At 41.0% G+C, this 26,874-nt stretch carries 30 protein-coding genes; 10 read left to right on the top strand and 20 right to left on the bottom strand.

Features of this window, described 5'->3' with window-relative positions:
- Positions 1-5 precede the first annotated feature (5 nt).
- Both D0907_RS08125 and D0907_RS08120 read right to left on the bottom strand, forming a co-directional pair.
- Positions 6-824, bottom strand: a complete 819-nt coding sequence (locus D0907_RS08125; protein WP_118844267.1) for a M23 family metallopeptidase — start codon at positions 822-824, stop codon at positions 6-8.
- Complete coding sequence (locus D0907_RS08120; RefSeq protein ID WP_118844266.1) at positions 817-1,674, bottom strand: 6-carboxytetrahydropterin synthase; 858 nt, start codon at positions 1,672-1,674, stop codon at positions 817-819. Before D0907_RS08120 ends, D0907_RS08125 begins: the two co-directional genes overlap by 8 nt.
- A gap of 207 nt (positions 1,675-1,881) precedes the next feature.
- Here D0907_RS08120 and fabA point away from each other — a divergent pair, with 207 nt between their 5' ends.
- On the top strand, positions 1,882-2,397 hold the full coding sequence (gene fabA, locus D0907_RS08115) for a bifunctional 3-hydroxydecanoyl-ACP dehydratase/trans-2-decenoyl-ACP isomerase (RefSeq protein WP_036968405.1): 516 nt from the start codon (positions 1,882-1,884) through the stop codon (positions 2,395-2,397).
- 66 nt (positions 2,398-2,463) lie between these two features.
- Here the strand turns inward: fabA and rmf are convergent, their stop codons facing one another.
- Entirely contained in the window at positions 2,464-2,634 is a 171-nt protein-coding gene (gene rmf, locus D0907_RS08110) for a ribosome modulation factor (RefSeq protein WP_036968408.1), read from the bottom strand.
- Positions 2,635-2,994: 360 nt separating this feature from the next.
- Here rmf and acuR point away from each other — a divergent pair, with 360 nt between their 5' ends.
- The 4 genes from acuR to gloA all read left to right on the top strand — a co-directional run bounded on the left by acuR (position 2,995) and on the right by gloA (position 6,136).
- Positions 2,995-3,627 carry an acrylate utilization transcriptional regulator AcuR gene (gene acuR, locus D0907_RS08105; RefSeq protein ID WP_118844265.1) on the top strand — a complete coding sequence of 211 codons (633 nt, stop codon included), beginning with the start codon at positions 2,995-2,997 and terminating at the stop codon, positions 3,625-3,627.
- A gap of 69 nt (positions 3,628-3,696) precedes the next feature.
- Positions 3,697-4,689 (top strand): acrylyl-CoA reductase (NADPH), encoded by a 993-nt coding sequence (gene acuI, locus D0907_RS08100; RefSeq protein ID WP_118844264.1) that lies wholly within the window; start codon positions 3,697-3,699, stop codon positions 4,687-4,689.
- 93 nt (positions 4,690-4,782) lie between these two features.
- Entirely contained in the window at positions 4,783-5,199 is a 417-nt protein-coding gene (locus tag D0907_RS08095; RefSeq protein ID WP_036968414.1) for a VF530 family protein, read from the top strand.
- Positions 5,200-5,602: 403 nt separating this feature from the next.
- Entirely contained in the window at positions 5,603-6,136 is a 534-nt protein-coding gene (gene gloA, locus D0907_RS08090) for a lactoylglutathione lyase (protein ID WP_036968417.1), read from the top strand.
- An 82-nt stretch (positions 6,137-6,218) separates the two neighbouring features.
- Here the strand turns inward: gloA and D0907_RS08085 are convergent, their stop codons facing one another.
- On the bottom strand, positions 6,219-6,431 hold the full coding sequence (locus D0907_RS08085) for a CPXCG motif-containing cysteine-rich protein (RefSeq protein ID WP_074988217.1): 213 nt from the start codon (positions 6,429-6,431) through the stop codon (positions 6,219-6,221).
- Positions 6,432-6,775: 344 nt separating this feature from the next.
- Positions 6,776-7,453 (bottom strand): winged helix-turn-helix transcriptional regulator, encoded by a 678-nt coding sequence (locus D0907_RS08080; RefSeq protein WP_118844263.1) that lies wholly within the window; start codon positions 7,451-7,453, stop codon positions 6,776-6,778.
- Positions 7,454-7,622: 169 nt separating this feature from the next.
- Between D0907_RS08080 and D0907_RS08075 the strand changes: the two genes are divergently transcribed.
- The gene (locus D0907_RS08075) at positions 7,623-7,838 is read left to right on the top strand and encodes a tautomerase family protein (RefSeq protein ID WP_074988219.1); all 216 of its coding nucleotides are present in this window, start codon (positions 7,623-7,625) and stop codon (positions 7,836-7,838) included.
- Positions 7,839-7,981: 143 nt separating this feature from the next.
- On the opposite strand, the gene D0907_RS08070 is transcribed toward D0907_RS08075, so the two are convergent.
- The 15 genes from D0907_RS08070 to D0907_RS08000 form a co-directional block, all read right to left on the bottom strand.
- Positions 7,982-8,305: a low molecular weight protein tyrosine phosphatase family protein gene (locus D0907_RS08070; RefSeq protein WP_075593572.1), complete on the bottom strand. Its 324-nt coding sequence runs from the start codon at positions 8,303-8,305 to the stop codon at positions 7,982-7,984.
- A gap of 108 nt (positions 8,306-8,413) precedes the next feature.
- Positions 8,414-8,608, bottom strand: a complete 195-nt coding sequence (locus tag D0907_RS08065; RefSeq protein ID WP_118844262.1) for a hypothetical protein — start codon at positions 8,606-8,608, stop codon at positions 8,414-8,416.
- Between the two features lie 342 nt (positions 8,609-8,950).
- Positions 8,951-10,057 (bottom strand): serine hydrolase domain-containing protein, encoded by a 1,107-nt coding sequence (locus D0907_RS08060; RefSeq protein ID WP_118844261.1) that lies wholly within the window; start codon positions 10,055-10,057, stop codon positions 8,951-8,953.
- A gap of 121 nt (positions 10,058-10,178) precedes the next feature.
- Positions 10,179-10,523 (bottom strand): lipoprotein, encoded by a 345-nt coding sequence (locus D0907_RS08055; protein WP_227006818.1) that lies wholly within the window; start codon positions 10,521-10,523, stop codon positions 10,179-10,181.
- 56 nt (positions 10,524-10,579) lie between these two features.
- Positions 10,580-11,176 (bottom strand): DUF6624 domain-containing protein, encoded by a 597-nt coding sequence (locus tag D0907_RS08050; protein WP_118844260.1) that lies wholly within the window; start codon positions 11,174-11,176, stop codon positions 10,580-10,582.
- 185 nt (positions 11,177-11,361) lie between these two features.
- Complete coding sequence (locus tag D0907_RS08045) at positions 11,362-11,907, bottom strand: DUF7010 family protein (protein ID WP_118844259.1); 546 nt, start codon at positions 11,905-11,907, stop codon at positions 11,362-11,364.
- A gap of 500 nt (positions 11,908-12,407) precedes the next feature.
- Positions 12,408-14,228, bottom strand: a complete 1,821-nt coding sequence (locus D0907_RS08040) for a protein kinase domain-containing protein (RefSeq protein WP_036968435.1) — start codon at positions 14,226-14,228, stop codon at positions 12,408-12,410.
- A gap of 58 nt (positions 14,229-14,286) precedes the next feature.
- Positions 14,287-14,775: a hypothetical protein gene (locus tag D0907_RS08035; protein ID WP_118844258.1), complete on the bottom strand. Its 489-nt coding sequence runs from the start codon at positions 14,773-14,775 to the stop codon at positions 14,287-14,289.
- 95 nt (positions 14,776-14,870) lie between these two features.
- Positions 14,871-15,632 (bottom strand): SDR family oxidoreductase, encoded by a 762-nt coding sequence (locus D0907_RS08030; protein WP_065979917.1) that lies wholly within the window; start codon positions 15,630-15,632, stop codon positions 14,871-14,873.
- A 9-nt stretch (positions 15,633-15,641) separates the two neighbouring features.
- Entirely contained in the window at positions 15,642-16,532 is an 891-nt protein-coding gene (mmsB, locus tag D0907_RS08025; RefSeq protein WP_075593580.1) for a 3-hydroxyisobutyrate dehydrogenase, read from the bottom strand.
- A gap of 5 nt (positions 16,533-16,537) precedes the next feature.
- A complete protein-coding gene (locus tag D0907_RS08020) occupies positions 16,538-17,680 on the bottom strand; it encodes an enoyl-CoA hydratase/isomerase family protein (protein ID WP_118844257.1) in 1,143 nt (380 codons plus the stop codon).
- The gene (locus tag D0907_RS08015; protein ID WP_065979914.1) at positions 17,680-18,459 is read right to left on the bottom strand and encodes an enoyl-CoA hydratase; all 780 of its coding nucleotides are present in this window, start codon (positions 18,457-18,459) and stop codon (positions 17,680-17,682) included. The genes D0907_RS08020 and D0907_RS08015 overlap by 1 nt, the downstream gene beginning before the upstream one ends.
- Positions 18,460-18,469: 10 nt before the next feature.
- Positions 18,470-19,627 carry an acyl-CoA dehydrogenase family protein gene (locus D0907_RS08010; protein ID WP_036968447.1) on the bottom strand — a complete coding sequence of 386 codons (1,158 nt, stop codon included), beginning with the start codon at positions 19,625-19,627 and terminating at the stop codon, positions 18,470-18,472.
- Positions 19,628-19,726: 99 nt separating this feature from the next.
- Positions 19,727-21,217: a CoA-acylating methylmalonate-semialdehyde dehydrogenase gene (locus D0907_RS08005; protein ID WP_065979912.1), complete on the bottom strand. Its 1,491-nt coding sequence runs from the start codon at positions 21,215-21,217 to the stop codon at positions 19,727-19,729.
- Between the two features lie 85 nt (positions 21,218-21,302).
- A complete protein-coding gene (locus D0907_RS08000) occupies positions 21,303-22,484 on the bottom strand; it encodes a thiolase family protein (protein ID WP_036968453.1) in 1,182 nt (393 codons plus the stop codon).
- Between the two features lie 328 nt (positions 22,485-22,812).
- On the opposite strand from D0907_RS08000, the gene D0907_RS07995 reads away from it, so the two are divergent.
- Genes D0907_RS07995 through D0907_RS07980 form a run of 4 tightly spaced genes read left to right on the top strand, consistent with a single transcriptional unit; the run spans position 22,813 to position 26,873 of the window.
- Positions 22,813-23,247 carry a MerR family transcriptional regulator gene (locus D0907_RS07995; RefSeq protein ID WP_036968456.1) on the top strand — a complete coding sequence of 145 codons (435 nt, stop codon included), beginning with the start codon at positions 22,813-22,815 and terminating at the stop codon, positions 23,245-23,247.
- A gap of 50 nt (positions 23,248-23,297) precedes the next feature.
- The gene (locus D0907_RS07990; RefSeq protein WP_036968459.1) at positions 23,298-24,473 is read left to right on the top strand and encodes an isovaleryl-CoA dehydrogenase; all 1,176 of its coding nucleotides are present in this window, start codon (positions 23,298-23,300) and stop codon (positions 24,471-24,473) included.
- Between the two features lie 11 nt (positions 24,474-24,484).
- On the top strand, positions 24,485-26,092 hold the full coding sequence (locus tag D0907_RS07985; RefSeq protein WP_118844256.1) for a carboxyl transferase domain-containing protein: 1,608 nt from the start codon (positions 24,485-24,487) through the stop codon (positions 26,090-26,092).
- Between the two features lie 10 nt (positions 26,093-26,102).
- The gene (locus D0907_RS07980; RefSeq protein ID WP_036968466.1) at positions 26,103-26,873 is read left to right on the top strand and encodes an enoyl-CoA hydratase/isomerase family protein; all 771 of its coding nucleotides are present in this window, start codon (positions 26,103-26,105) and stop codon (positions 26,871-26,873) included.
- Position 26,874: the final 1 nt, after the last annotated feature.

Here is a 26,874-nt window from a genome sequence, read left to right as displayed (position 1 = left end):
AGTCTCTACTTTTCATTAGCTAATGTGTCTTGCATCATTAGCGCAGGGTCAAGGCGTTCATTTTTCCAATTAAAACGCCAGTCTAAATGGGGTCCTGTTACTCGGCCCGTTGCACCTATCTCAGCGATTTTATCGCCTCGGGTAGTGGTATCCCCTACTTTTACATCTAATTTGCTTAAATGAATATAAGTCGAAGTCACACCATGGCCATGGTCAAGAATCAACGTGCCACCAGAGTAATATAAATCAGGCTCAGCAAAAACAACGGTACCACTGACAGGCGCATACACAGGGCTGCCAGTTTTATTTGCGATGTCTAAACCAAAGTGTGGTCTACGTGGCTCACCGTTAAAGTAACGCTGGCTGCCATACACACCAGAAATACGGCCTTGTGCTGGCTTATAAACCGGATCTAAAAAATAACGGAGGTCAGAATTAACTTCTCGCGCTTTTCGTACAGCAACCGCTTCACGAGAAATTCGCTCTGATACCTCTTTGGGCGGCGAAACATACTTTTTTGCCACGCCTGTAATTTTGTCAATTTTGTATTCGCGCTTTGTAATAACAATGGCTTGCTCATGCGCGACACCGTCATTATCAACCCACGTTAATGTGTGCTGTGTGTCTGCGTCACGGCCAAAACCAAATACAAATTCACCTTGAGGCGACAATTTTAAGTTTTCACCGTTAAAACTCACACTTTTAACATTTTCAAGTTGGCCTGTGACTAAACCGCCTTGGGTTAAATGTCCTTTTAGTTCAACCGCATTTACATGTATAGACAACAAACTTGCCAACGCGGTTAGCAGTAATCCTTTACGCATAGCTAATTGATCCTTTGCCGACCCCTTCGTACGCGGTGATTTTCACCTCAGACTCTGGGTATTCGTTTTTAACTTGCGCGCTAAGATAGTCAGCTATGCATTCAACCGTGGTATCGCACGGTAAAATGTCGCAACGCGATTCAGCAATGGCCATTTCAAAGTAGCCTTGCTGCGATGTATACGCAAAGCACACATCGTTATCTTCTGCTGTAACATGTTTTAGATCTGCTTTGCTGACTTCGTCTTCAGCTGTCGCTAAATAAATATCTTCCCATTTATCGGCCCACTCTTTTTGCAAACGCGGCATAGCCATGCCATCAAGGCTAATACCAATTTGCGAACGGTGACCATGAATAATGCGCTGACAATTGCCATCATGCTTTTTAAGACCATGGCTGTAGTGGTAGTAAAAACTTTGGCTGCGCTCAGGGTATAAATTAATTTCAATTTTTTCGATGTTGCTAGGCAATTGCGGCATTATCGTTTTAATTAAAAACGCGGTCACTGAGTGCTCATCAATCACGTCAGCATCAATTAAACAAAAGGCTTGGTTTGGTGCGCTCATCGCTAAGTGATGGTTGTCACCAAAATGACAATCTAATACGCTATGCTCATCGTGTTGAGTAAGTGAACCGTTTAGTTTCGCAGGCACGGCAAGTTTGTGATCAATACATTCATCAATAATGCCTTTGATTTGTTTTTTAACTAAACCAAAATCAAGCACCATAGACTCATCATTAAGTTGGCCATGCAGGGTTAAATCAACAATCCAGCTCTCGCCAACTGCGCCGCGTTTATTACACAAGTAAGAAAAATCAATCACTGTCAGTGAGTTTACAAAAAGGATCATAAATTTCCTTTAGACTGGTTAAAGAATCACAGCAATTATAATGATTTTTAATACACAATGCGCGGTTTTATCTCCCTTTAACAGCAACAGTTTAATTAAATGGTCATAAAACAAACGAAAAATAGCAAAAAATTAACTGCTCCGAGTTGTTTAGCGTACAAGTGTACGCTAAAGTACGGGGCAATTTCTAAGCGATGAAAAAGAGTTATGGAACCTAAAAACAGCTATACAAAAGAAGAATTGGTCCTTTGTGGTCAAGGTGAAATGTTTGGCGAAGGCAATTGTCGTCTTCCAAGCGATAACATGTTAATGATGGATCGTATCGTTTCTATCACTGCCGATGGTGGTGAACACGGTAAAGGTCAAATCGTTGCTGAACTTGATATCAACCCTGATCTTTGGTTTTTCGACTGCCATTTTAAAGGTGATCCAGTAATGCCGGGTTGTCTTGGTTTAGATGCAATGTGGCAATTAGTTGGCTTTTTCCTTGGCTGGTCAGGTGGCCCTGGTCTTGGTCGTGCACTGGGTGTAGGTGAAGTTAAATTTACTGGTCAAATCTTACCAACGGCTAAAAAAGTAACTTACCGTTTAGATATGAAGCGTGTTATCAAGCGTAAATTGTTCATGGGTATGGCTGACGGTACTGTAGAAGTAGACGGTCGTGTAATATATGAAGCAAAAGATCTTAAAGTAGGTCTTTTCCAAGATACAACTGCATTCTAATAACCCCAGAATGCAGAAACAAAAAAGCCCCTTTTGGGGCTATTTTGCGTAAATAAGATGCCTATTTTAAGTTTTAAACATATTTCGGTTTTCTATTGCTTCTCGCCATCCACCTAACCATTCTGATTTAGGGTCAATTTGTTGATAAGGGCATTGTTCTTTGGAACGGCCTGCCAAGCCTGCTTTATAACCTTGAGAATGAGCTCTTTCTAAACGATCTCTTTTCTGTCTCTTCATAGGTAATATCCTCACCTTTTATATTTATAGATATGTAGCGAAATTGACATCTACATTTAATGAATAGTTAATAAAACTGTTAAATTCAAATGACAAAAGCAATTAAATAAATTGACAATGAGTAACGTGCTGATGATCAACTGAATTAACATTTAAAACCTTTAAGTGGTCATACCTCTATATTTCAAACCACCTATAAATACAGTAAAAACGAGCTATAAATTGCATAGCCATTATTTGTGACACAGGCTATTTCAGCAAAGTTCCCCATTAATTTGTAATTATGACATTTTTATTATGATTACAATTTAAACAACAAATTGCTTGCATGTTAAAAACCGATCGGTCTAATATTGAGCTATGGAAACAAAAATAATACAGCCAAGCCGTCGTGGCAGGCCCCCCAAAATTGAGCGCACAAATGCAGATACCCGCGCACTGCTAATTAATACAGGGTTAGCTGTATTAACTGAAAAAGGCTTTAGCGCCACAGGTATCGATTTAATTTTAAAGTCGGCGCAAGTGCCTAAAGGCTCTTTTTATCATTACTTTAAAAGTAAAAATGATTTTGGTTTAGCCTTAATCGATGCTTACGACAGTTACTTTCAAGCAAAGCTTAAACGCCATCTCACTAATAGCGCCATTAGTCCACTTGAACGCGTTGTTTTATTTGCTAACGATGCCAAACAAGGCATGGCAAAATATGCGTTTAAACGAGGGTGCCTTATTGGCAATCTTAACCAAGAGCTCAGCCATCTTGATGACACAATGATAGCCCGCATTAAACAAGCGTATACGCATTGGCAGCACTTAGTTGAGCAGTGTTTAATTGAAGCGAAAGAACAAAAACAAATCGCAAAATCAACAGACTGCAAAATGCTTGCTGAATTTTTTTGGATTGGCTGGGAAGGTGCCGTTATGCGCTCAAAGCTTGATAAATCAAGCGAACCCCTTACCCTTTATACAGCACAATTTTTACGTTTAATCTTATAAAGCCGTTATAAATCAATTAACGGTTTTAATTTAACCATTAAAAGACGATCGGTCTAAAAGGAGTCAACCATGACAACATCAGCCAAATCGATAGTTATAAATAAAGATGATCAAGGCTATCACGCCAATTACACAGATTTTCCTGTTGAGAGCATCCACCAGCATAATGTTAATATTGATGTTGACTACAGCACCATCAATTATAAAGATGCTCTGGCGATAACGGGTGCAGGACCAGTGGTAAGACAATTTCCTATGATCCCAGGTATTGACCTTGCAGGCACGGTTAGCGAGTCCGATTCTGACGAATTTAAACCGGGCGACACCGTATTATTAAATGGCTTTGGTGTTGGCGAAAAGTATTTAGGCGGTCTTAGCGAAAAAGCCTCAATGAAGAGCGATTGGCTCATTCCCCTCCCCGCTAATTTAACCCCTAAACAAGCAATGCAAATTGGCACCGCAGGCTACACCGCAATGCTGAGTATTATTGCGCTTGAAAAGCACGGTATTAGCCCACAAAGCGGCGAAGTATTAGTGACTGGAGCAAATGGTGGAGTGGGAAGTTTTGCCATCTACTTACTCAATAAGCTCGGTTTTGACGTTGTAGCAACAACGGGTCGTATGAACGAGGCCGAACACTTACAAAAACTCGGAGCAAAACGTGTTTTATCACGCGATGAGTTCTCCACTGCCGGTAAACCACTTGCCAAAGAGCAATTTGCGGCAGCCATTGATTCGGTAGGTAGTCATACACTGGCAAATGTCTGTGCATCAATTAACTATGGGGGTGTTGTTACGGCCTGTGGTTTAGCACAAGGCATGGATTTCCCAGCAACCGTTGCGCCATTCATTCTTAGGGGTATCAGCTTAATAGGCATAGACAGTGTTATGCGCCCTAAAGCTGACCGTATCGAAGCATGGCAACGTCTGAGCGAGTTAGTTGAGCCTGAGTATCTAGATGCAATTTCGAGAGAAATTCCATTATCAGACGCCATTAGCCATGCTGATGCGTTATTAAAAGGCGAAATACGTGGCCGTGTTGTGGTTAACTGTAAAGAATAACCACTCAAAATACAGTTTCTTGCTTCGTTAGGTATAAAACTAGGGTAAAGGCAATTATACTTACCCTAGTTTTGAGAAATACCGGACAGTCGAATGAGTAATAAAGAAATTTTCAGCAATAACCCACTACAGGGTGTGGGCATTGAGCAGGTTGTCACTGAACTTGTTGACCAGTATGGCTGGGAATTACTCCATGCCTACCTGCGTTTAAACTGCTTTAAAAATAACCCTGATGTAAAATCTGCCGTTAAGTTTTTGCGAAAAACTCAATGGGCGCAAGAAAAGGTCGAGAACTTTTATCTGTACCGCCTAAAAAACTTACCGCGCCCTGATGACGTTAACTACGAGCTACCACCACGCGATCGCGTGATCCCAGCAGATCAAAAACCTGGTGAGCCGTGTGAGCTTAGTTTTACTGATGCAAAACGCATTCATGAGAAAAAAGAAGCGAAACAAAAAGCCCGTGCGCGTAAACAGCGTTCAAGCGCGAGCAACCCTTGGGGTAATTAATCTAGCTTCATGTTTTAAGTTTAAATGAGCCGTTTTAAGAGCGGCTTATTTAGGTTGTTTCTCTGCTTTTTACGACTAATCAAAAGTAGTTGTTAAAAAGTAGTTGTTAAAAAGTAGTTGTTAAAAAAGTACTAATCAAAGTTCCAATCAATTTAAGTCAATTTGTTAGACTTTTTCGTAAAACCCACATCGTTATTTCCTCCTTGGTTTATAAATATCTGCTCAGTCTTTAATAGCATCGGCCCGTGTATTAAGTGACATAAACAGATACACCTATTTTAAAGAAAATAGTTCACTTTATTAGATAGCCTTTACGTATCATGGTTTAAATTTCAATGGAGGTTGATTATGATTACTACACTACATTAATGTTTTTTCACCTCTAACTTTTCAAAGGACATGTATGTCTGACTACAATGAATCGCCAGAACAAATCGCAAATGCGACACAAGATTACGTAATGCAACAAACAATGTTGCGTATAAAAGATCCTAAGCCTTCATTAGAGTTTTACCAAAACGTTTTAGGAATGAAACTATTAGGCAAGTACGATTTTCCGGCAATGGAATTTACACTGTACTTTTTAGGCTATGAGCAAGCTATACCAAAAGGGACTGATAAAGAAAAAGCACAGTGGGTATTTCGCCGCCCAGCGCTTATAGAGCTTACACATAATTGGGGCACTGAAAACGACGACAGCTTTGAGGGTTACCATAATGGTAATAACGAACCCAAAGGGTTTGGTCATATAGGTATTAGCGTGCCTGACGTATACGCAGCCTGTGAACGCTTTGCTAAATATGATGTTGAGTTTGTGAAAAAGCCTGATGATGGCTCAATGAAAGGCTTAGCTTTTATTAAAGACCCAGATGGATATTGGATAGAAATACTCTCGGCTGAGGGGATCACTGAGATTATAGAAGCTCAGAAGCCATAAAACTTTAACATTCAAAAACCTGCAATATGCAGGTTTTTGTTTAATGTGGCGTTAAGCATAAAAATAGCTAACAATCCGTAATCTAATAAGACGCAAACCCATAACCAGCATCATCACTGGACACTGTCACTGAAAGCGTTTCATCAGCGCTTTCAAAAACCAAAAAATTAATAGGCTTACAACAAACTTGGCAATCTTCTATGTATTGCTGATCAACATCAGCGGGGTCTAATAATACATCAATGTGTTCACCACAATACGGACACGCAATCGTTTTTTCAGTTAATTGATTCATAACAGAGCATCCTCTATCGGTATTTTGCTTAATTCCTAATTAACCTAAGCATAGTGTAACGATGTTTTACACAATAAGATAATTACCATCGTACGAATAGATGAGGTTACAACATAGTATAGCAACTGTGTTTTTTGTTCTGCTTCACACAGTTTATATAGGGTTATCTATTACTGCACTTTAGTTTAAAGCTCTCGATCAAATTAAAGTTCTCGTTCAAATTAACTTAACCGATACAGCATAAGCAGCAAAGAATAGAGATAACCATAGTGAGGTATTAAACAAAAGCATTAAATCTCAAGTACAAGAACCTCACGATTGCCAAAAAAATAAAAGGAGACCTATTAGGCGGCGAACGCACTTCTGACCATCCACTCATTTATAGAAAAAGCCAGTGTTTGATCCCCTACTAATTTAATTTTTTTCTCTAAAATTTCGTCATTCATTTTAGAAAGCCCTAACCATACTGAGGTAAGTGCTCTTAGATCTGCATTAATATAAAGGTCCACATCAAAGCCTGGGTCCTTTGTACAAAGGTCAATACTTGTATCTGGACGCGATATTAACCAAAAAGATCTTTTTTCTTTTGGTAACTCACTAAAGACAAATTGAATGACTTTTTTCTGGGAAGTAAATTTTGAAAAATCAATTTTGCGTCTTACATTCCACATGAGTAATTTAGCATCGAGTTTTTCTAAAGTGACATCAGCATCAATATTACGATGAGCCCATTTACCTAACGCAAATACAATCGGTGAAAGCTCTTGTCCAATTTCAGTAATTTTATAATCGATATGGCCCGTTTTTAAATTTTCACTTCGATTAATAAGGCCCTGCTCTTCCATACCTTTTAGGCGTTTAGAAAGTAATGTTGGCGACATCCCAGGCACCCCCCTTCTAATTTCATTAAAACGACTAGATCCAGACCACATTTCACACATAATAAGTAATGTCCAACGAGGTTCTAACACCTCACAGGCTTTGGCGATAGGGCAAAATTGGTTATAGCTATTTTGAGACATACCATTTCTTCCAGAGCTAAAAATCAAGTATTTTCCAGTGTATACGCTTGGTGACCTATCTACTAGTACAAAAACTGTACTGGATATGCTCCTGTTTCTACACTAGCTAGAGCAAACGCCTTCACTCAGACTTACATTTCCAAACAACACTTATACAAAGGATAAAACTATGCCACTCGTTAATATCGATATTATTGAAGGTGTTTTTAGTGCTGAACAAAAACAAATCATGATTAAGAAGGTGACTGACACGATGGTGTCCATAGAAGGTGAAAATTTACGTGGTGTTACATGGGTAAAAATTAATGAAGTCAAACAAGGTGACTGGGGGATCGGTGGTCAAACGTTGACCGCAAACGACGTCAAAGCAATGGCTCAAGGATAAGTTAACACTCTATCGTTCTTAAATTTTAAAAATTAGACTGCACAGATACTTTTTATAAAGTATTTGCGCAGTTCACTTAACTAACTATTACATGATTTATATATACCTACAGACCCAACTTTATTGGTAAAACATGTAATCATTTACAATCGAACGTACCTTGGCACCTTGCTTGTTAGCAATTTAATAAGTTCTGGTTGCATCCGTTGATAATTATCAGGAATTTCTAGGCAGGCAAGTTTCTTTCCTTTAAGTAGTTCTTTGTATTTGTTCGATACTTTATTTTTGTGAGTTTTTTCCATCACAAAAATAACGTCTGCCCATTCGATAAGATCACCAGATAAAGGTGTTTCAGAATCGAGGTTTGTTCCGCACCCTATCGCATTAATACCTTCGTATTCAGAAAACACCTCTTCTGCGGTAGGACTGCGCAAACGATTTTCTGAGCAAACAAATAATAGATTCATTTTCACCTTTAAGCCCCTTATAAGGGGTTGTTTATTCGTCGACATAAATTTAATGTAATCAAGCGTGATTGAATTCAAATTGCCTGATTGTATCCATGCTAATAATTTTTAGTAATTTCTGTTTGGTTGTTTATCCAGAACAACTAATAAAAATGTTGCTAATGGGCCTAAGGGCAAGGATATAAAAAACCATAATAGCCCACTTCTGTTTTTACTTTGAGCTAAGCCTGCATTTAATAATGCTAAGGTCCCTAAACCAATCACATATTGACCGCAACCTGACAAAATTTCACTTCCATTCATCGTACTTTCCTTCATTTAATTAATTACGCCGAAAAATCGGCCCGCAAACGCTTTTAAAACTGAAACATAAATTTGTAGCTTAACTATCGATAAATAACTAGGGCCAAGGAATTTTTTGGTGTTAGTTGCTTAGTAATAAAATTTGGCATACGTACCCTGCGGCTTCACTTTCCAAAGCATCACTGTTGTAAATTGTATAAAGACATGGGAAAGCGTTTCATCAGTACGACTCCCTATTATTGAGCTCTATACTAAATAGATTGTTATTATCTCTATGCTTTTCAACATAACCACCTTATTAAGTATCAAAAATACCTATTAAGTAAGCTTAGTTGCTATAAACTACTCACTTTTAGGCTTGCGCAGTTTAGATAAAATAAGACTATCAATATCATTACTAACGCTTCCTATGCTGCTATTGGTAAGTATAACGTAGCCTCTATTTTGGTCTGTAATCGACCGTGTTAACGCTATCCACCCTTGGTTAAACCCAGCGAACCCTAAGCTTTTATTTTCTGAATCGACAACATAACTCATACTCCAGCGACCTCCTGTATTTGCTACAGGTGTAATCATTTCTTTAATTAAAGCTTGTGATATAAGACGAGAGCCATTGTATTTATTTTCCTTATTTTTAAGCATGGCTAAATTAAATCGTGCTAAATCAATAGCAGTTGTTTGTAAACCCGCAGCGGCTTGCTCAGCAAAGTAGATCATGGATGTTTTCTTTGCATTTTCATCATACGGTGTTGCTGATTTACTCATAACAGCACGTGTTACATTAAATGTAGAGTTATTCATTCCGAGCGGCTTAAGTACATTTTTCTGCATATAGTCTTCAAAACTTAAACCCGATACATCTTCTATGAGTAACTGAACAATAGAGTACCCACCACCTGAGTATGACCATTTTGTATTTGGTGTATGTATTAATTTTACATCGCCTGCACCATTATTCTTGCCATTTAATGAATCAACAATCGAAGGAACATCTGTCGGTGAGCCCCAGCCAAAATAAGGACCGAGAGACAAGCCCGATGTATGCGACAGAACATTTCTTAACGTTACATTTTCAGTTCCAAACTCAGACTTAGGTATCTTCCAGCGTTTTAAATAATTATTTATTGGTTTATCAAGTTCAACTTTACCTTGATCCACCAACTGCATAACCCCCCACGAAGTCACTACTTTTGATATTGAGCCTACATTAAACATGGTATTTTCTGTAATGGCTTTTTGACTTTCAATATCTGCAAAGCCATAAGAAAGAAATCCGGTAACCTCTTCGCCTTGAACAAAGGCAACGGCAACACCAGGGGCTTTATGCTTATCTAAAATCTTTGGTACAGCCTGATCAAGCTCGGCTTTTAGTTCTGAGAAATAAGTCGCGTCAGCTGCTTGAGCATTACTAATAACGAAAAAAACAATAAAAAATAATAATTTATTCATAACATCCCTTTTGAAACACTAAATAACGCAAATACACGCTTCTAAAGTAAGAATCTCTTATAATAAAAACAACCTAATATTAATTATTTAAGTAAGTTCCTATAAATATTTACAGCAATATCTAATAACCTTGGTTTTTTGTTAATCTCACGCCATCAACAACCATTACCCATTCGTCACCAACCAAATGTGGTGCTTCTGTCACATCGAAATTAGAGGTTAAAAAAGCCACACCTACTACAAAGTCGTCTCCTATAAACTCTTTTAACGGCGCGTTTATAGATGTTGACCCACCATCTTGGACCCTCTCATATACCACCGTACCGTCTTGATGGATAAGCAAGTACATTTCTTTGCTTTCCCACTCACCTACGTAAGATAACTTATCCGCTGGCAAAGGCTTGCTACAAGAAGTCAAAGTAAGCACAGCTAAAACCAGTAAAATAAACTTTTTCATTTCTACCATTAAGATCCCACCGAAAACCTGTCTTAAAAGAGCTTAATTTTGCTTTTATCGTTGTATTAATTAAGATCTATTTCAGGGTGATCTTTTATACCGTACATTTCTTCCATTAACTTTTTATAAAAATCGAGTGGTGGCATTTTCATTTTTGCTCGACGTTTATCAACATTAGCCTTGTCTTCAATAGGACTAAATACTATTTGACCCTCAATTAAGTCAGCCTGAGTGCCATAGAGTTGCTTGTTGCCCTGAGCAATAAGGACCCTATCAGTTAGTAGGGCAAGTTGCTGTCCCGTTATACCTTCATTATTTAAATATGACGTCTCTAAATACGGGAGCATTTTTGCTTTAAATTCAATATCTGATGAATGCTGAATTATTAAAAAAGCAGCACTCACTCCTTCATCACCGACCAATTCTTTTGTTAGCCATGAATGTTCTTTGATAATAGCTTTTAGCTTAGTTGTATTAGCTTCATCTATTATCTTTAGCTGGTTTATGAGTTCTTTGGGGGGATTTTGCCAGCCAACTTTTCCTATTTTATTGCGGATACTTTGATCTTGAATTTCCATTTGCATTAATTCCTTTTTTAGTTCTGGATTGCTTTCAGCTAAAGTAAAAAATGGAATAAATAAGATAAGTATTAAATAACGCATAATTTTCTCTTCCTTGTAAAATGAGTTTTATCTCTGTGGCATGAACGACAACCGATTTAACTATAAACAGCGTTTTAATAAGGGTTCAGAGCGACCGCTATTGTAAACGCTATTTCTAGGTAAAGTTCTTCCATGTTTCTCCAATCTGTATAACTGCCTGTTAAAATTCACACTAGCAAGGCGTGTTATGTTGTTTTTAGATGCAATTTTTTTGATTGATTTAAAATTACGACCGCAAACACGATTTCTAATGCAGCCCCAATAAACGCACCAATTACAAAATCACTCGCCAAATATATGCACAGCGCGCCAGATATCATAAGCAGAGCCCCTAAAATCCAATACACTTTTGTGCCATATAAAGTATTAAAAATTAAATAACGTACACCAATTATCATGAGCATAATTGGATAAAACCATTCAGGCTTTAACGTTGCTACAGCAAAGGCAATAAACAACCCAACAAATAAAATTATCGTACTTTCTAAAGCAAGTTTTCCGAGCGGATTTTTAGCATTATGTTTTCCTGAACGCTTCAGTGCTTTTGATAAAAATATAGCGATAGGATGTATAAACATGCCACCAAAAAAAAGCGCGAGCATGCTTGATTGATATGAGTATTGAAGTGCAACTATCCCCGCTAAACACCAGATAATCCCAGATGCTAAAACGCCGGTTCCACCACCACAGTAAGAAGTATTCATATCTTTTTGTGCATCTTCAAATGTCATAATTACTCCTTACATGCCCTTTGTTACCCAACCACTTTACTGCTTCATAACGCATTTAATGGCTTATTTTTTATACACCCATCTTTCTACACATAAACATCTTTGTAAACACATAATTAAAAAGTATATTTAGACTTCAAAACAGTGTACTTAATATTATTGGGCACAAGTACCAGCAACTGTATAAAAACACAGTATTATGTAAATTACCGTGCCTGCACCTGAAACCCATCAATTAAAACTAAGTCTTAGGCCAATTTTGCTCCCTTTAAATCAGTGCATTGCACGTAAGAAAATTGTACCAATTCGCTCAATTAAGTACTCTTGAGACAATAAAACATCGTTGATACCAAAATGATGTTCTATTACTGCGGATTGATATTGGTATTAGAAATGGCTAAGTGAGCGGTAAAACAACTTACGCGACGTCTTTATAAAGTGGCAGGTAAAAAAGTGAGTTCTGTATTTTGGCTTTGTTTGGCTATGTTAAGCCCAGCGCATTACAGAGCGACTCTTTTTGGATCTCGTGGGTAGAATTCATCGGGTTGTTTGGCGCATAAGTCAAATTCACGGGTGTTTTTATACGGGAGTTTCATAAAACCAGCAACGCCTACATCGGTAATGCTAACAGCATATTGCATCAACTTACTTAGTAAGCGCTTAAATTCAGGTTCTTTACTGGCGTCAAGTAAGCGGTAGTAATGGTGAATTTTCATTCTATCTGGCAAAGCTTCAAAAATGATACAGCCTGTGTGATGTATTTGGTTTAGCTCAAATACGCATTTAATCACTTTTTTAGGCAGTTGTAGTTGCTCATCGGGGTCTTTCCCGTCTTCAAAGTACGAGTGTGGTCGCGTTACATCAGAGGCCTGTACATCCATCACTTCGTAATCAAGTTCTGGTAAATGTTCAAACTTAAAGGCCCCTGTGCCGTCCCGTTCTAATTGAATAGTTTTACGCGCATCGAATAAGCAACACTTAAACAGGCCTTTTTGTTCAATACCTTGAGCAAGCATCACGGTATTATTTATAGCGTCTGTAAAGGCAGTGCCTAAGCTTTCGTCATGCAAAATTAAGGATGACTCAACAAACACGGAGTTTTCTTTCCAGTGAAAACTTAAGCCCCCTACTACCGGGTATTTAGCTAATCGACTGATTGCCGCCAAAAATGCTTTTTCGGTATCGCCGGTATCAAATAAGAACTCTTTATAGTATCTATCAAGCTGTGCATCATTTACATCGAGCAGTTGTTGATTATGATCAGCTTGGCGCAAAAACTGTTTACGCGAGCTGTATACTACGGTATCAGGGTGCTCGTCTATGTCGCTAAACCAGTAGGGAATATAGGGGCGTATCACCTCACGGGGCAGCTCTGGTAAATATGCTTTAGCCATGGTTGGCATATTACGCATAAAGTAATCGCCCGCACCATCTCGCGTTGCTTTATCTTTTGAAAGCATGCCATCAATTACCCGTGCAAGCTCAATGGGTAAGTTAAGACTGGTGGCAGGAATAACTTTTGCGCCAAAGCGGCATGATTGCGCAGATGCTAATGCATACAAGGTTGATGCAACGCCTTGCTCGTCAAACCGTGGCGATGATTGACCGCCCGACATCTGCTCATCACCAATAAAATACACATCGCCCATACGTGCGTTGGTGGTGCTTATATCTGCCGACATTAAATCCATAAAATTGCTGGCAACCGGATTCCCTTCACTGTCGATTTGGGCATACACAGAACTGCCCCAATCAACCAAAGATAATTTATTACTTTGTTCGTCATACACGATATTAGAAGGCTTAATATCACCATGCACAATGGGTTGTGGGCTAATGCCATTTTTGTGCTCACGCAAATCAACCAGTACATTCCTGAGCTTAAGCGCGAGCGACATAATTTTTGCTGCACTAAAACGCCCTTGCTTGATGGATATTTTTTCTAAATCTTCGCCAAGGGCACGCTCCATCATTAGGATGCCTTGCTTTTTTATTCTTTCAAAGGCGTAAAACTTCGGCACCAAGGGGTTATTTACTTGAGAAAGCATGTAAGCTTCGTCTTCTAGGCGGTCGCGAACGCTTTGTGCCAGTGTTATCCGCGAAAACTTAAATACCCATGGCACGCCTTCATCATCAATCCCCGCAAAAACAAAGCCAAAGGCCCCTGAACCAATTAGCTCAACCTGCGTGTAACCGAGCAAGGTTAATTGCTTAATACATATGTTGAGCCATCGACGGTGCTTTTTTGCATCATGATGAGACAGTAAGTATACAGACTGTTCTTCGTTGATGTAAAAATTGCGGATTTGTTTGGGATTCACTGCATCTCTCAAAATAAAAACGGCATTGTTAGCCGTTTAATTATTGAATGTTGGTAAGTTAATTACAAGGATTTTGCTTTTCAATGGTCCAACCATGTTGTTTAAAAAACAGTTCTGAAACTGTTAAAATGATGCCTGCCAGAATAATTAACTCCATCACACTTATTACGTCGCTCATAAACATCCAGCCTAGAGCAAAAAACCCCATAAGTTGAATCGCTTTAAAATACCATGCAACTTTTCGTATTGTACCGTACTTAAGCTGATAGCTTTGCTCTAAAACGCCATCACACATTAATGAAATAACTGCGGTGGATTTTCTAAAGGGCTTTACGATTACATCTAGCTTGCAGGCTTTACCATCAATATCAAATTCATGGCAAGAGGAAGTTTTAAAACTACGGGCTTCTTTTATTAATTCACCATCGACTTTTAAGGTCTCTTTACCGGTATAGGCTGACCCCCAATATTCGATAACATGCTTACCTAACGTAAATTGTGCAGTTATTCCCTTCATTAGTGAAGCTTTAACGTTCTCTGTTGTCATTGTAATTTCCTTATTAATCAGAAACTCACCCTAATCTAAAAACAAAAAAACGGCAAGCTAAGCTTACCGTTTTGGTATTCAATGGGTAATTGAAATTAAAGTCGAATACCGCCGTCTATTTCAACAACACGGCCTGTAAAGAAATCGTTTTCAACAATGTACTGTGCCGTTTGTGCAATTTCTTCTGCTTCACCAAAGCGACCCACTGGAGTTACAGCCATCATGCGCTGTTTTGCCTCTGGCTTCATTGCATCGGTCATTGCAGTGCGAATAACACCCGGTGCAATTGCACCCACACGAATTCCAAAGCGGCCTAGCTCTTTTGCCCAGCCCGTTGTCATGGCAACAACACCCGCTTTAGAAGCAGCATAGTTTGTTTGGCCAATATTACCTGCTCGTGCAACGCTCGACATATTAACGATAACGCCACCTTTACCAGACTCAATCATGTGGCTTGCTGCTTCACGTCCGGCTAAAAACACGCCCGTCAGGTTTACATCAATAACAGACTGAAATTGGGCAAGCGACATCTTATCAACCACTTTACCTTCTTTCGCTTTGATAAACATACCATCACGTAAAATACCCGCATTGTTGATAAGCACACCAATATGACCAAAGTCATTATTAATCGTGTTGAATGTTGTAACGACTGCATCTTCATCAGTCACATTTGCAACATAGGCTTGTACTTTTGTGCCGTATTTAGCCAAGGCAGATACCGCGGTATCGAGGATGTCTTGTTGCATATCAATCAGCGCAATATTTGCGCCAAGCGATGCAAACTTTTCGGCCATCGCAAAGCCTAAACCTTGCGCACCACCAGTAATAACGATGTTGTTGTTTTTAATTTCCACAACACACTCCTACTTCGAGAATAATTTAAAAATGGCACTAAAATCATCACTGCCTGCACCTTGGTGTTGCAGCATGGTGTATAAATTTTTAGCCATTGACCCCATTGGGGTTGATGAATTACTTTGCTGGGCTGCTTCCATAGCAAGACCTAAATCTTTTGCCATTAAATCAACCATAAAGCCCGGTTTATAATCATTACTAGCCGGTGCGGTTTCCATCACACCTGGGCACGGGTTATAAAGCTCTAAGGTCCAGTTACGGCCTGAACTGGCGGTCATAATGTCACTCAATACTTTGGGGTCTAAGCCATTATTAATGCCCATTTGCAGAGCTTCACTTGTCCCTGCCATCAAAATACTAAGCAGCATGTTGTTACATATTTTAGCCACTTGGCCTGCGCCAATATCACCCGCATGGAAAATATTTTTGCCCATATCAACCAATGCAAGCTTGGCTTTTTCAAAGTGACGTTGCTCACCACCGACAATAAAGGTCAGCGTACCCGCGGTTGCACCTGCAACACCACCTGATACCGGTGCATCAACAAAATCAATGCCTTTTTGTGCCAGTTCGCTGCCTACTTGACGAGCTGATTCAGCATCAATGGTTGAGCAATCAATAACCAGTGTTTTACTATCTAGTAAATTAATTAAGCCCGTTTCACCAAGATAAAGCGACTTAACATGCTTGCTTGCTGGTAGCATACTAATAAAAATATCGGCACCAATAGCACATTCAGCTGCATCGCTTGCGGCCATTGCGCCTTTTGCTTCAAGCTCGCTGACCGCCGCTTTATTTAAATCAAATACGCGTACTGTGTGGCCGGCATTAACTAGGTTAGCCGCCATTGGGCCACCCATATTGCCTAAACCAATAAAACCTATTGTTAATTTAGCCATCTGTATTACCCCTTGGTTAACACATTGAGTGGGTGAGTTTGCTCATCCCAGCGTGATGTAAAAAAGCTTTCTAGTAAATCAGGTTCAATGTCTAATAGTGACTTAAATTGCCAATTAGGTGCGCCATCTTTATCAATTAATAAAGCACGTACACCCTCTTGAAATTCACCTACTTCACCGCATCGTACCGACATACCAAGCTCCATTTTAAAACACTCGGCAAGTGTTTTGCCTTTCGATGCAGCAAGTTGACGCTCTACCAATGCACAACTCAGCGGGCAACCATGTGCCAACGATTTTTGAGCACGTGACAGCCATTTATCTTCTGTGTCGATTGCTTGGATATAGTCAATTTTGTCTTCTAGAGTTTCAAACTCAGCAAGCTTTTGAATAACTGCTAGGTTAGCTTTCACATTCCCCTTTGGTACTCGACCTGAAATGTTATCGATAGAGACTAAAATTTGAGTTAGCTTTTCATGGTTTAATGAGGCTGTTTTACCCCATTTTTCAGCAGTGATAGCAGAAAAAATGGCATCAAATTTATCGGCCGTTGCATAATGATCGGCTAAGTTTACAAATAATGCATCTTCGGCATTAATAGAGGCCGCCGTTAAACCTAAAAATAGGCCCACTTGATCTGGCATTTTATGTAAAAAGTAACTGCCGCCAACATCTGGGTACAAGCCAATAGTAAGTTCAGGCATCGCGATTCGAGAAGTGTCAGTTACGACTCGATGACTTGCCCCCGCCATTAAGCCAAGGCCCCCGCCCATCACAATACCGTTACCCCATAACATAATGGGTTTTTCGTAGCAGTGTATTAGGTAATCAAGCTTGTACTCTAACGTGAAGAAATCTTCAATGTAGCTGGCAGGCTCACCTGTGCTCATCGCTTTGTGTAAACTAACCACATCGCCACCGGCACAAAACGCTTTTTCACCTGCACCTTTTAAAATAACCATCGCTACTGAGTCATCGTCAGCCCACTTTCTAAGCTGTGGCTCAAGTAACTGGATCATGTCGTAATTTAATGCATTTAACGACTTTGGCGCGTTAAGTGTTGCAATTGCAATGAGGCCGCTGGCGGCCTCTGCAGTTTCGAACACCACTGGCGCATCTTGATGATTTAGTAGTGTTAAATTACTCATTAGCCGTTTACCCAGTTTGCTTTACGCTTTTCTAAGAATGCGTTCACACCTTCGCGTTGGTCTTTGCTGTCGAAAAGTTGAACAAACAGTTCACGCTCAAGTGGTAATGCATGAGCCATAGGCTGAGTACGGCCTTTTTGAATGAGTTCTTTACACGCAGTAACAGCAACAGGGCTCTGTTCAGCTACTTGATTAGCCAGCGCCATTGCTGCATTTAAACTTTCGCCTTGTGCAACAACTTCTTCAACAAGTCCAATTTCAAGTGCTTTGTCGGCTTTTAAACGCTCACCACATAAGATCATGCGTTTTGCCCAACCTTCGCCCACTAACCACGCTAAATTTTGCGTCCCGCCAGCACAAGGCAGTAAGCCTACTTTTGCTTCAGGTAGCGCCATTTGTGCTTGTTGCTCTGCAATACGAATATCGCACGCAAGGGCAACTTCAAGACCGCCGCCCATGGCATAGCCATTTATCGCAGCAATTGAAACACCACGGAAGTTTGTTAATGCTTCAAATGCATCACCAAATACTTTTGACATGGTTGCCGCAACGCCTTTATCGCCACTTGCAAATACATTTAAATCGGCACCGGCACTAAAAAACTTCTCGCCTTGACCTGTGATAACCAATGCATATACGTTTTTATTGGCATTTAATTCTGTCACCGTGTCTTTTAAGGCGGTAAGTGTATCGTGTGTCCAGGTATTCGCAGGCGGGTTATTCATTGTTAACACCGCTACGTTGCCTTCAATAACAAGATCGATAGATGGATTAGACATAGCACGCTCCTTATAGAATGTCGTTAGCTGATTCAGCTAAAATACGGCGCGCAATAATCACACGCATAATTTCGTTTGTACCTTCAAGTATTTGATGTACTCGCACATCTCTAAAATGACGCTCTAGCGGGTATTCTTTGATATAGCCATAGCCACCGTGAATTTGCAGTGCATCATCACATACTTTAAAGCCAACATCAGTGGCAAAGCGTTTTGCCATTGCACAGTAGGTGGTTTTTTCGCTGTCGCCTGTATCCAGTTTAAACGCCGCTAAACGTACCATTTGACGCGCAGCTACAAGCTCCGTGTTCATGTCAGCAATTTTAAATTGCAACGCTTGGAAAGCGGCTAAAGGCTTGCCAAATTGCTCACGCTCTTTTAAATACTCGCGCGCTGTATTAAGTGCAGCTTGCGCCGTACCTAACGAACACGTTGCAATATTAATACGACCGCCATCAAGGCCTTGCATCGCAAATTTAAAACCTTCGCCTTCTTGACCCAGTAAGTTTGCAGCAGGAATACGCACGTCTTCAAAGCTAATTAAGCGTGTTGGTTGTGCATTCCAGCCCATTTTTTCTTCGGCTTTACCATACTCAACGCCGGCTGCATCTGCAGGAACCACAAATGCCGAGATACCTGCAGCACCTTCACCACCGGTACGTGCCATAACCACTAATAAGTCAGTTTCACCCGCTCCAGAGATAAACATCTTAGAGCCTGAAATCACATACTCGTCGCCTTCTTTAACGGCTTTTGTTTTAAGTGATGCAGCATCAGAACCTGAACCCGGCTCGGTTAAGCAATACGAGGCAAGTAATTCACCCATGACAAGTTGTTCGCAGTATTTTTCTTTTACTGCATCGGTACCGAAGCTTGCTACCATCCAGGTTGCCATATTATGAATCGTTAGCATGGCGGTGGTTGCTGTACAACCCATCGCAAGCTGTTCAAAAATAATGCTTGAATCTAGGCGAGATAACCCTAAACCACCCGCTTCTTCTGGCGTGTATAAACCACAAAAACCAAGCTGACCCGCTGCCTTAATGGTGTCTTTTGGAAAAATGTGTTCTTGATCCCATTTAGCGGCGTAAGGTGCCAGTTCAGACTCTGCAAACTGACGGGCTGTTTCAGCAAAGGCTTGCTGATCTTCGGTTAAATTAAAGTCCATAGTAGACCTCTTAAATTGTTGTCTTATTCTTTGTATAAATCGGTGTTTTAAGAGCGAGGACAGCCTCGCTCATTCCTTATAAAGAGCGTTTACCGCCGCTTATTTAAGGTTAATACTCATGTTTGGACCCGAGGCAATATCGTCCTCAAACCAACGAGACGTAATGGTTTTAGTTTCAGTGTAAAAACGAATACCTTGTTTGCCATACGTGTGTTGATCACCATAGAAAGAGCCTTTCCAACCAGTGAATGAGAAAAACGGCAGTGGCACCGGAATTGGCACGTTAATGCCTACTTGGCCTACTTCGATTTCGTGTTGGAATTTACGCGCGGCTGCACCGCTTGAGGTAAATAATGACGTACCATTACCGTATGGTGAGTTATTAATTAGTGCGATTGCTTCTTCAAGCGTATCAACAAACATACACGCCAGTACTGGACCAAAGATTTCTTCTTTGTATAAGTCCATCTCGGTTGTAACATCAGTGAATAACGTTGGACCAACCCAGTTACCTTGCTCATACCCTTCAACAGTAAAGTCTGAGCCATCAATTAAACAGGTTGCACCTTGTGCTTTACCGCCAGCAATAAGCGATAAAATACGGTCTTTTGCCGCTTTTGATGTTTGCGGACCATATGCTGCATTCGCATCATCCCACACACCTGGGCGCACGTTTTCAAAACCCGCTTTAATTTCATCAACCCAGTCTTTCGCTTGACCAACAAAAACAGCAACCGAAATACCCATACAACGCTGACCCGCAGCACCAACCGAAGCACCTACTAGGTTGTTTACAACATGTGATTTACTCGCATCAGGCATGATAACCATGTGGTTTTTGGCGCCAACACAAGCTTGAACACGTTTAAGATTCGCAGTGCCTTTTGAGTAAATATACTCACCGACACCACACGAACCCACAAATGAAATTGCACGTACAGCAGGGTCTTCTAGTAAGCGGTCTACTTGTGGTTTAGTACCATGAACAACTTGTAAAACACCTTTAGGGGCACCCGCTTCAACAAACAGCTCGGCTAAACGCATTGGTGTAAGTGGGTCTTGCTCTGATGGCTTAAGAATAAACGTGTTACCACACACAATAGCCAGTGGAAACATCCACAGTGGGATCATCGCTGGAAAGTTAAACGGCGTAATACCAGCACACACACCAAGCGGTTGCATATACGAATATGTATCGATTTTACGCGCCACGTTTTCCATGGTTTCGCCCATCATTAACGAAGGCGCATTTGCGGCTTGTTCAACAACTTCGATACCACGCCATACATCACCTTTCGCATCTTCGAATGTTTTGCCCAGTTCATGACAAATAATCGTTGCTAGCTCATCGTGATTTTCTTTTAATAGCGCGGCATATTTCATCATAATGCGCGCACGTTCAGAAATAGGCACTTCTTTCCACGTTTTAAACGTTTCTTTAGCCGAAGCAATTGCGGCATCCATTTCGGCATCTGTTGCACAAGGCACTTGTGCTAAAACTTCTTGGTTTGCAGGATTAATAACATCAATAAGCTGCGTTGAACTTGATTGGGTAAATTCGCCGTTGATAAATAAAGGTACTTGGTGCATGAGGCACTCCTCCCCAGTGGGTATTAAGAGGCCGCAACATGATAGTTTTTAAAATACGTTGCGGCTGTGAGAGACTAAAAAATGCTTAAATAGCTTCGACGGCCATCGCAACCGCTTCACCACCACCAATACACAGTGAGGCAACGCCTTTGCTAAGACCACGATTCTTTAATGCATGAATTAGGGTGACTAAAATACGTGCGCCGCTGGCACCAATTGGGTGACCCAATGCACATGCACCGCCGTTAACATTCACTTTGCTTTCGTCGAGTTTAAGCTCGTTGATTGCAAGCATAGTTACCATGGCAAATGCTTCATTAATTTCCCAAAGGTCAACGTCTTCTACAGACCAACCTGCTTTATCTAGTAAAGACTTCATTGCACCAACAGGTGCTAATGTAAACTCGCTAGGGGCTTGTGAATGTGTGCTGTGAGCAACAATGCGACAAAGCGGTGTTAAACCTTGTGCGTGTGCGTCAGACTCACGCATTAATACAAGAGCAGCAGCACCATCAGAAATTGACGACGAGTTAGCCGCCGTAATAGTGCCATCTTTTTTGAATGCAGGACGTAAGCCTGGGATCTTATCTGGGCGAGCATTACCTGGTTGCTCATCAATAGAAACCGTTACATCGCCTTTACGCGTTGAAATAGTGTGTGCAGCAACTTCGCTCTCAAACGCACCTGATTCAATGGCGGCATTGGCTTTGGTTAACGAGCTTAATGCAAAGTTATCCATTTGTTCACGGCCAATTGAATATTGATCAGCGGTGTCTTGTGCGAAACAGCCCATTGCTTTGTTGTCATAAGCATCTTCGAGGCCATCACACATCATGTGGTCTTTCACTTCACCGTGACCCATACGCATACCACCACGTGCATTAGGTAGCATGTAAGGCGCATTACTCATGCTTTCCATACCACCAGCAACAGCAACATTAATAGAGCCAGACTTAATTAGATCATGCGCGAACATCGCCGCTTTTAAACCTGAGCCACATACTTTATTGATCGTCGTTGCACCGGTGCCTTGATTTAGGCCCGCTTTTAACATTGCTTGACGCGCTGGTGCTTGACCTAAACCTGCCGGTAATACACAGCCCATAATCACTTCGTCGATTTTATCCGCAGATAATCCCGCGTGCTCTAAACTGCTTTTAATGGCAGTCGCCCCTAAATCAGTTGCGTGTGCGCCACTAAGTGCGCCCATAAACCCACCCATAGGTGTGCGTTTTGCGGCAACAATAACAACGGCTTCAGTAGTCATAATTGGCTCCATGTTAGTGGTTATCATCATGTGTAACCAAACAGTTAATTTGTTATAGTTTAATTTCGATTTAATTCAGCATACATAATATTTACGTTTACGCCAACGTAAATCTAAAATCAACTTTTTTGCGGCCGGTAAAACTGTAAACTTATCTGTATTTTGCTGTATTAAAAATCAAACATTTCCTCACAAAGCCATATAAATAAGGCGCTGCAATAAATTTTGAGCGCTAACCTTATAAGTCTAAAGTATAACTTCACAATGACACTTTACCTTTACGTAAACTTCACTTATATTGGTGTTATTCGAATGAGGTAAATAAATCATGAAACAAGACAATCAAACAAACTTTGAAAGTGCAGCAGTCGAGCCTGCCAGCAATGAGCAAACGTTTAGTATCAGCGAACTAGCAAAAGAATTTGATATTACAACGCGCTCTATTCGCTTCTATGAAGACCAAGGCTTGATCTCACCTGAGAGAAACGGTCAAACCCGTATTTACTCGAAACGTGACAAAGTAAGGCTAAAACTGATCCTACGAGGTAAACGCTTAGGCTTTACACTTGCCGAAACCGGCCGTTTGTTTGAACTTTACGACGCAGATAAATCAAGCGCTAAACAGTTAGTGACTATGCTTGACCTTATTGCAGAAAAGAAAGCGGACTTAAGCCAACAAATGGACGACATTAAAGTTGTTCTTATGGAATTAGTCACCGCTGAACGTCGCTGTCGTGAAACCCTCAATAACCTAGACGAATAACCTGACACCCTTTTTATACGCGTCAACAGACTCTCACAGGAACACATATTATGAGCACTATTTCACTTTATAAAGAAATGAACTTCGGACTTGGCGAAACCGCAGACATGATCCGTGATCACGTTAATAGCTTCGCAAGCCAAGAGATTGCCCCTCTTGCTGAACAAACAGATTTAGACAACACGTTCCCAAATCAACTTTGGCCACAACTTGGCGAAATGGGTTTATTAGGGATGACGGTAGCTGAAGAATTTGGCGGTGCGGGTTTAGGCTATTTAGAACATGTTATTGCCATGGAAGAAATTAGCCGTGCAAGTGCCTCAATTGGCCTAAGTTATGGTGCTCATTCAAACTTATGTGTAAACCAAATAAACCGTAATGGAACACAAGCGCAAAAAGAAAAATACTTACCAAAGCTTATCAGCGGTGAACACATTGGTGCGCTTGCTATGAGTGAACCCAATGCAGGTTCTGACGTAGTATCAATGAAATTAAAGGCCGAGAAAAAAGGCAACGTATTTGTTCTTAACGGTAACAAAATGTGGATCACCAATGGTCCCGATGCTGATACGTTCGTTATTTATGCCAAAACCGATTTAAATGCAGGCCCTAAAGGGATCACTGCTTTCATCGTTGAGCGCAACACACCTGGATTTTCTACCGCACAAAAACTAGACAAACTGGGTATGCGCGGTTCGAATACTTGTGAACTTGTATTTGAAAACTGTGAAGTACCAGAAGAAAACATTTTAGGTAACTTAAACGAAGGCGTAAAAGTCTTAATGAGTGGCCTTGATTACGAGCGTGTTGTGTTAGCCGCGGGTCCACTTGGTATCATGCAAGCCTGTATGGACATTGTTGTACCGTACATTCATGAACGTAAACAATTCGATAGCCCAATTGGTCAATTCCAATTAATTCAAGGCAAAATTGCCGACATGTACACGCAAATGAATGCAGCGCGTTCATATGTTTACACGGTAGCTCGCGCATGCGATCGCGGTGAAACAACGCGTAAAGATGCGGCTGGTGCCATTTTATATGCGGCAGAACTGGCAACTAAGATGGCATTAGATGCAATTCAGATCTTAGGCGGTAACGGTTATATCAACGAGTACGCGACAGGCCGTTTATTACGTGACGCTAAACTTTATGAAATTGGTGCGGGTACTTCTGAAATCCGCCGTATGCTGATTGGTCGCGAATTATTCACTGAAAGCCGATAAGGATTAAAGTTATGACGATTTTAAAATCGAGTGTTAATCCACACGATCCGCAATTTCTGCAAAATCACGATAACATGGCTGCCCTTGTAAACGACTTACGTGAAAAAGTGGCCGATATCCGCTTAGGCGGTGGCCCTGCTTTAATCGAACGCCATGTTGGCCGTGGTAAGTTATTTGTACGCGATCGTATCGAAACATTATTAGATGAAGGTTCGCCGTTCTTAGAGATTTCTCAATTTGCGGCGTTTGGTGTTTACGAGCAAGCGATTCCATGTGCAGGCGTTGTTGCGGGTATTGGTCGTGTTAAAGGCGTTGAATGTATGATCATCGCCAACGATGCCACTGTTAAAGGAGGGACATATTTCCCACTAACAGTGAAAAAGCATCTGCGCGCACAAGACATTGCAGAGCGCTGCCATTTACCGTGTATTTATTTAGTTGATTCGGGCGGTGCAAACCTGCCTGAACAAGACGATGTATTCCCAGATAAACTGCATTTTGGTCGCATTTTCTATAATCAAGCACGTATGTCGGGTAAAGGCATTCCGCAAATTGCGGTGGTAATGGGCTTATGTACTGCTGGCGGCGCGTATGTGCCTGCAATGGCAGATGAAAGCATTATCGTAAAAGAACAAGGCACTATTTTCTTAGCGGGTCCACCGCTTGTAAAAGCCGCAACAGGTGAAGAAGTTAGCGCTGAAGAGCTTGGCGGTGCCGATGTGCACTGTAAAACATCGGGTGTGGCCGATCACTATGCTGAAAACGATGCACATGCACTGTCTATTGCACGTCAATGTATTGAGCGCATTAATTATCAGCGCCCTACTGCACCATTACTTGAAGACGTAAAACCTCCACGTTACGACATTAACGAGATTTACGGCATTGTTGGTACTGATCTTAAAAAGCCATTTGATGTACGTGAAGTCATTGCGCGAGTGGTTGATGACTCATCGTTTGATGAGTTTAAACGCTACTTTGGTGAAACCTTGGTAACGGGCTTTGCGAAAATTTTTGGCCACCCTGTTGGTATCGTTGCTAACAATGGCATTTTATTTAGTGAATCAGCTCAAAAAGGTGCGCACTTTATTCAGTTGTGCGCGCAGCGAAATATCCCTTTAGTCTTCTTACAAAATATCACCGGCTTTATGGTGGGTAAAAAGTACGAGGCAGAAGGTATCGCAAAACACGGTGCCAAAATGGTTACCGCGGTATCGTGTGCTGACGTACCCAAATTCACCGTGTTAATTGGTGGCTCTTATGGTGCGGGTAACTACGGTATGTGTGGCCGAGCGTTTGAACCAACAATGATGTGGATGTGGCCTAATGCCCGTATTTCGGTTATGGGTGGCGAGCAAGCAGCTGGCGTACTTGCTCAAGTGAAGCAAGACGGTTTAGCACGCAAAGGCGAAAGCATGACTGATGCGCAAATTTGCGAATTTAAAAAGCCAATTATCGAGCAATACGAAAAACAAGGTCATCCTTATTATGCCAGTGCACGACTGTGGGATGATGGCATTATCGACCCTGCCGATACACGTAATGTGTTAGGTCTTGCTTTAAGTGCTGCTAAAAACGCCCCAGAGCGTGATTCTCAGTTTGGCGTATTTAGAATGTAATGGAGGCCGTATGTCAGTAACACTACAAATAACAAAATCAAATGTGGCTGTCCTCGTTTTAAACCGCCCAGAAAAACACAATGCATTTAATGAAGACGTGATTAGCGAACTCATTCAGTGCATTGAGCACGCCAATAGCTGTGATGTACGTGCTTTGGTATTAAAAACACAAGGTAAGCATTTTTCTGCAGGCGCTGATTTAAATTGGATGAAGTCGATGGCTGGCAATGACTTTGCAGAAAACTTTGCAGATTCAAAGCAACTCGCCAAATTAATGCATGTGCTTGCAACAAGCCCTCATCCAACGCTATGTGCCGTACAAGGGGCTGCATTTGGTGGTGCGTTAGGCTTAATAGCCTGTTGTGATATTGCTATTTGCCAAGACGATGCACAATTTTGTTTAAGCGAAGTGAAGTTAGGTTTAATTCCAGCTGTGATTAGCCCGTATGTGATCAAAGCGATTGGTGAGCGTGCTGCACGCCGTTACTTTTTAACCGCAGAAATCTTTGATGCACACACAGCGAAACAATTAGGTTTAATTCATCAAGTGACCGGTGACTTACAAACAGCATTAGACAAGCACTTGCAAAGCCTTGTTAATAATGGGCCTATTGCAGTGAAAGCAGCCAAACAGCTAATCAATGATGTTGCGGGTAAAGCCATTGATGAAACACTAATCGATTTAACAGCAGAGCGTATTGCGCGTATTCGTGTATCAGACGAAGGACAAGAAGGTCTTAGCGCATTTTTTGAAAAACGCAGCCCAAATTGGCAGAAATAGG

It is taken from the genome of Pseudoalteromonas lipolytica, from assembly GCF_003515105.1.
GTDB classification, from domain to species: Bacteria; Pseudomonadota; Gammaproteobacteria; order Enterobacterales; family Alteromonadaceae; genus Pseudoalteromonas; species Pseudoalteromonas lipolytica.
This window is presented reverse-complemented; position numbering and strand designations above follow the sequence as displayed.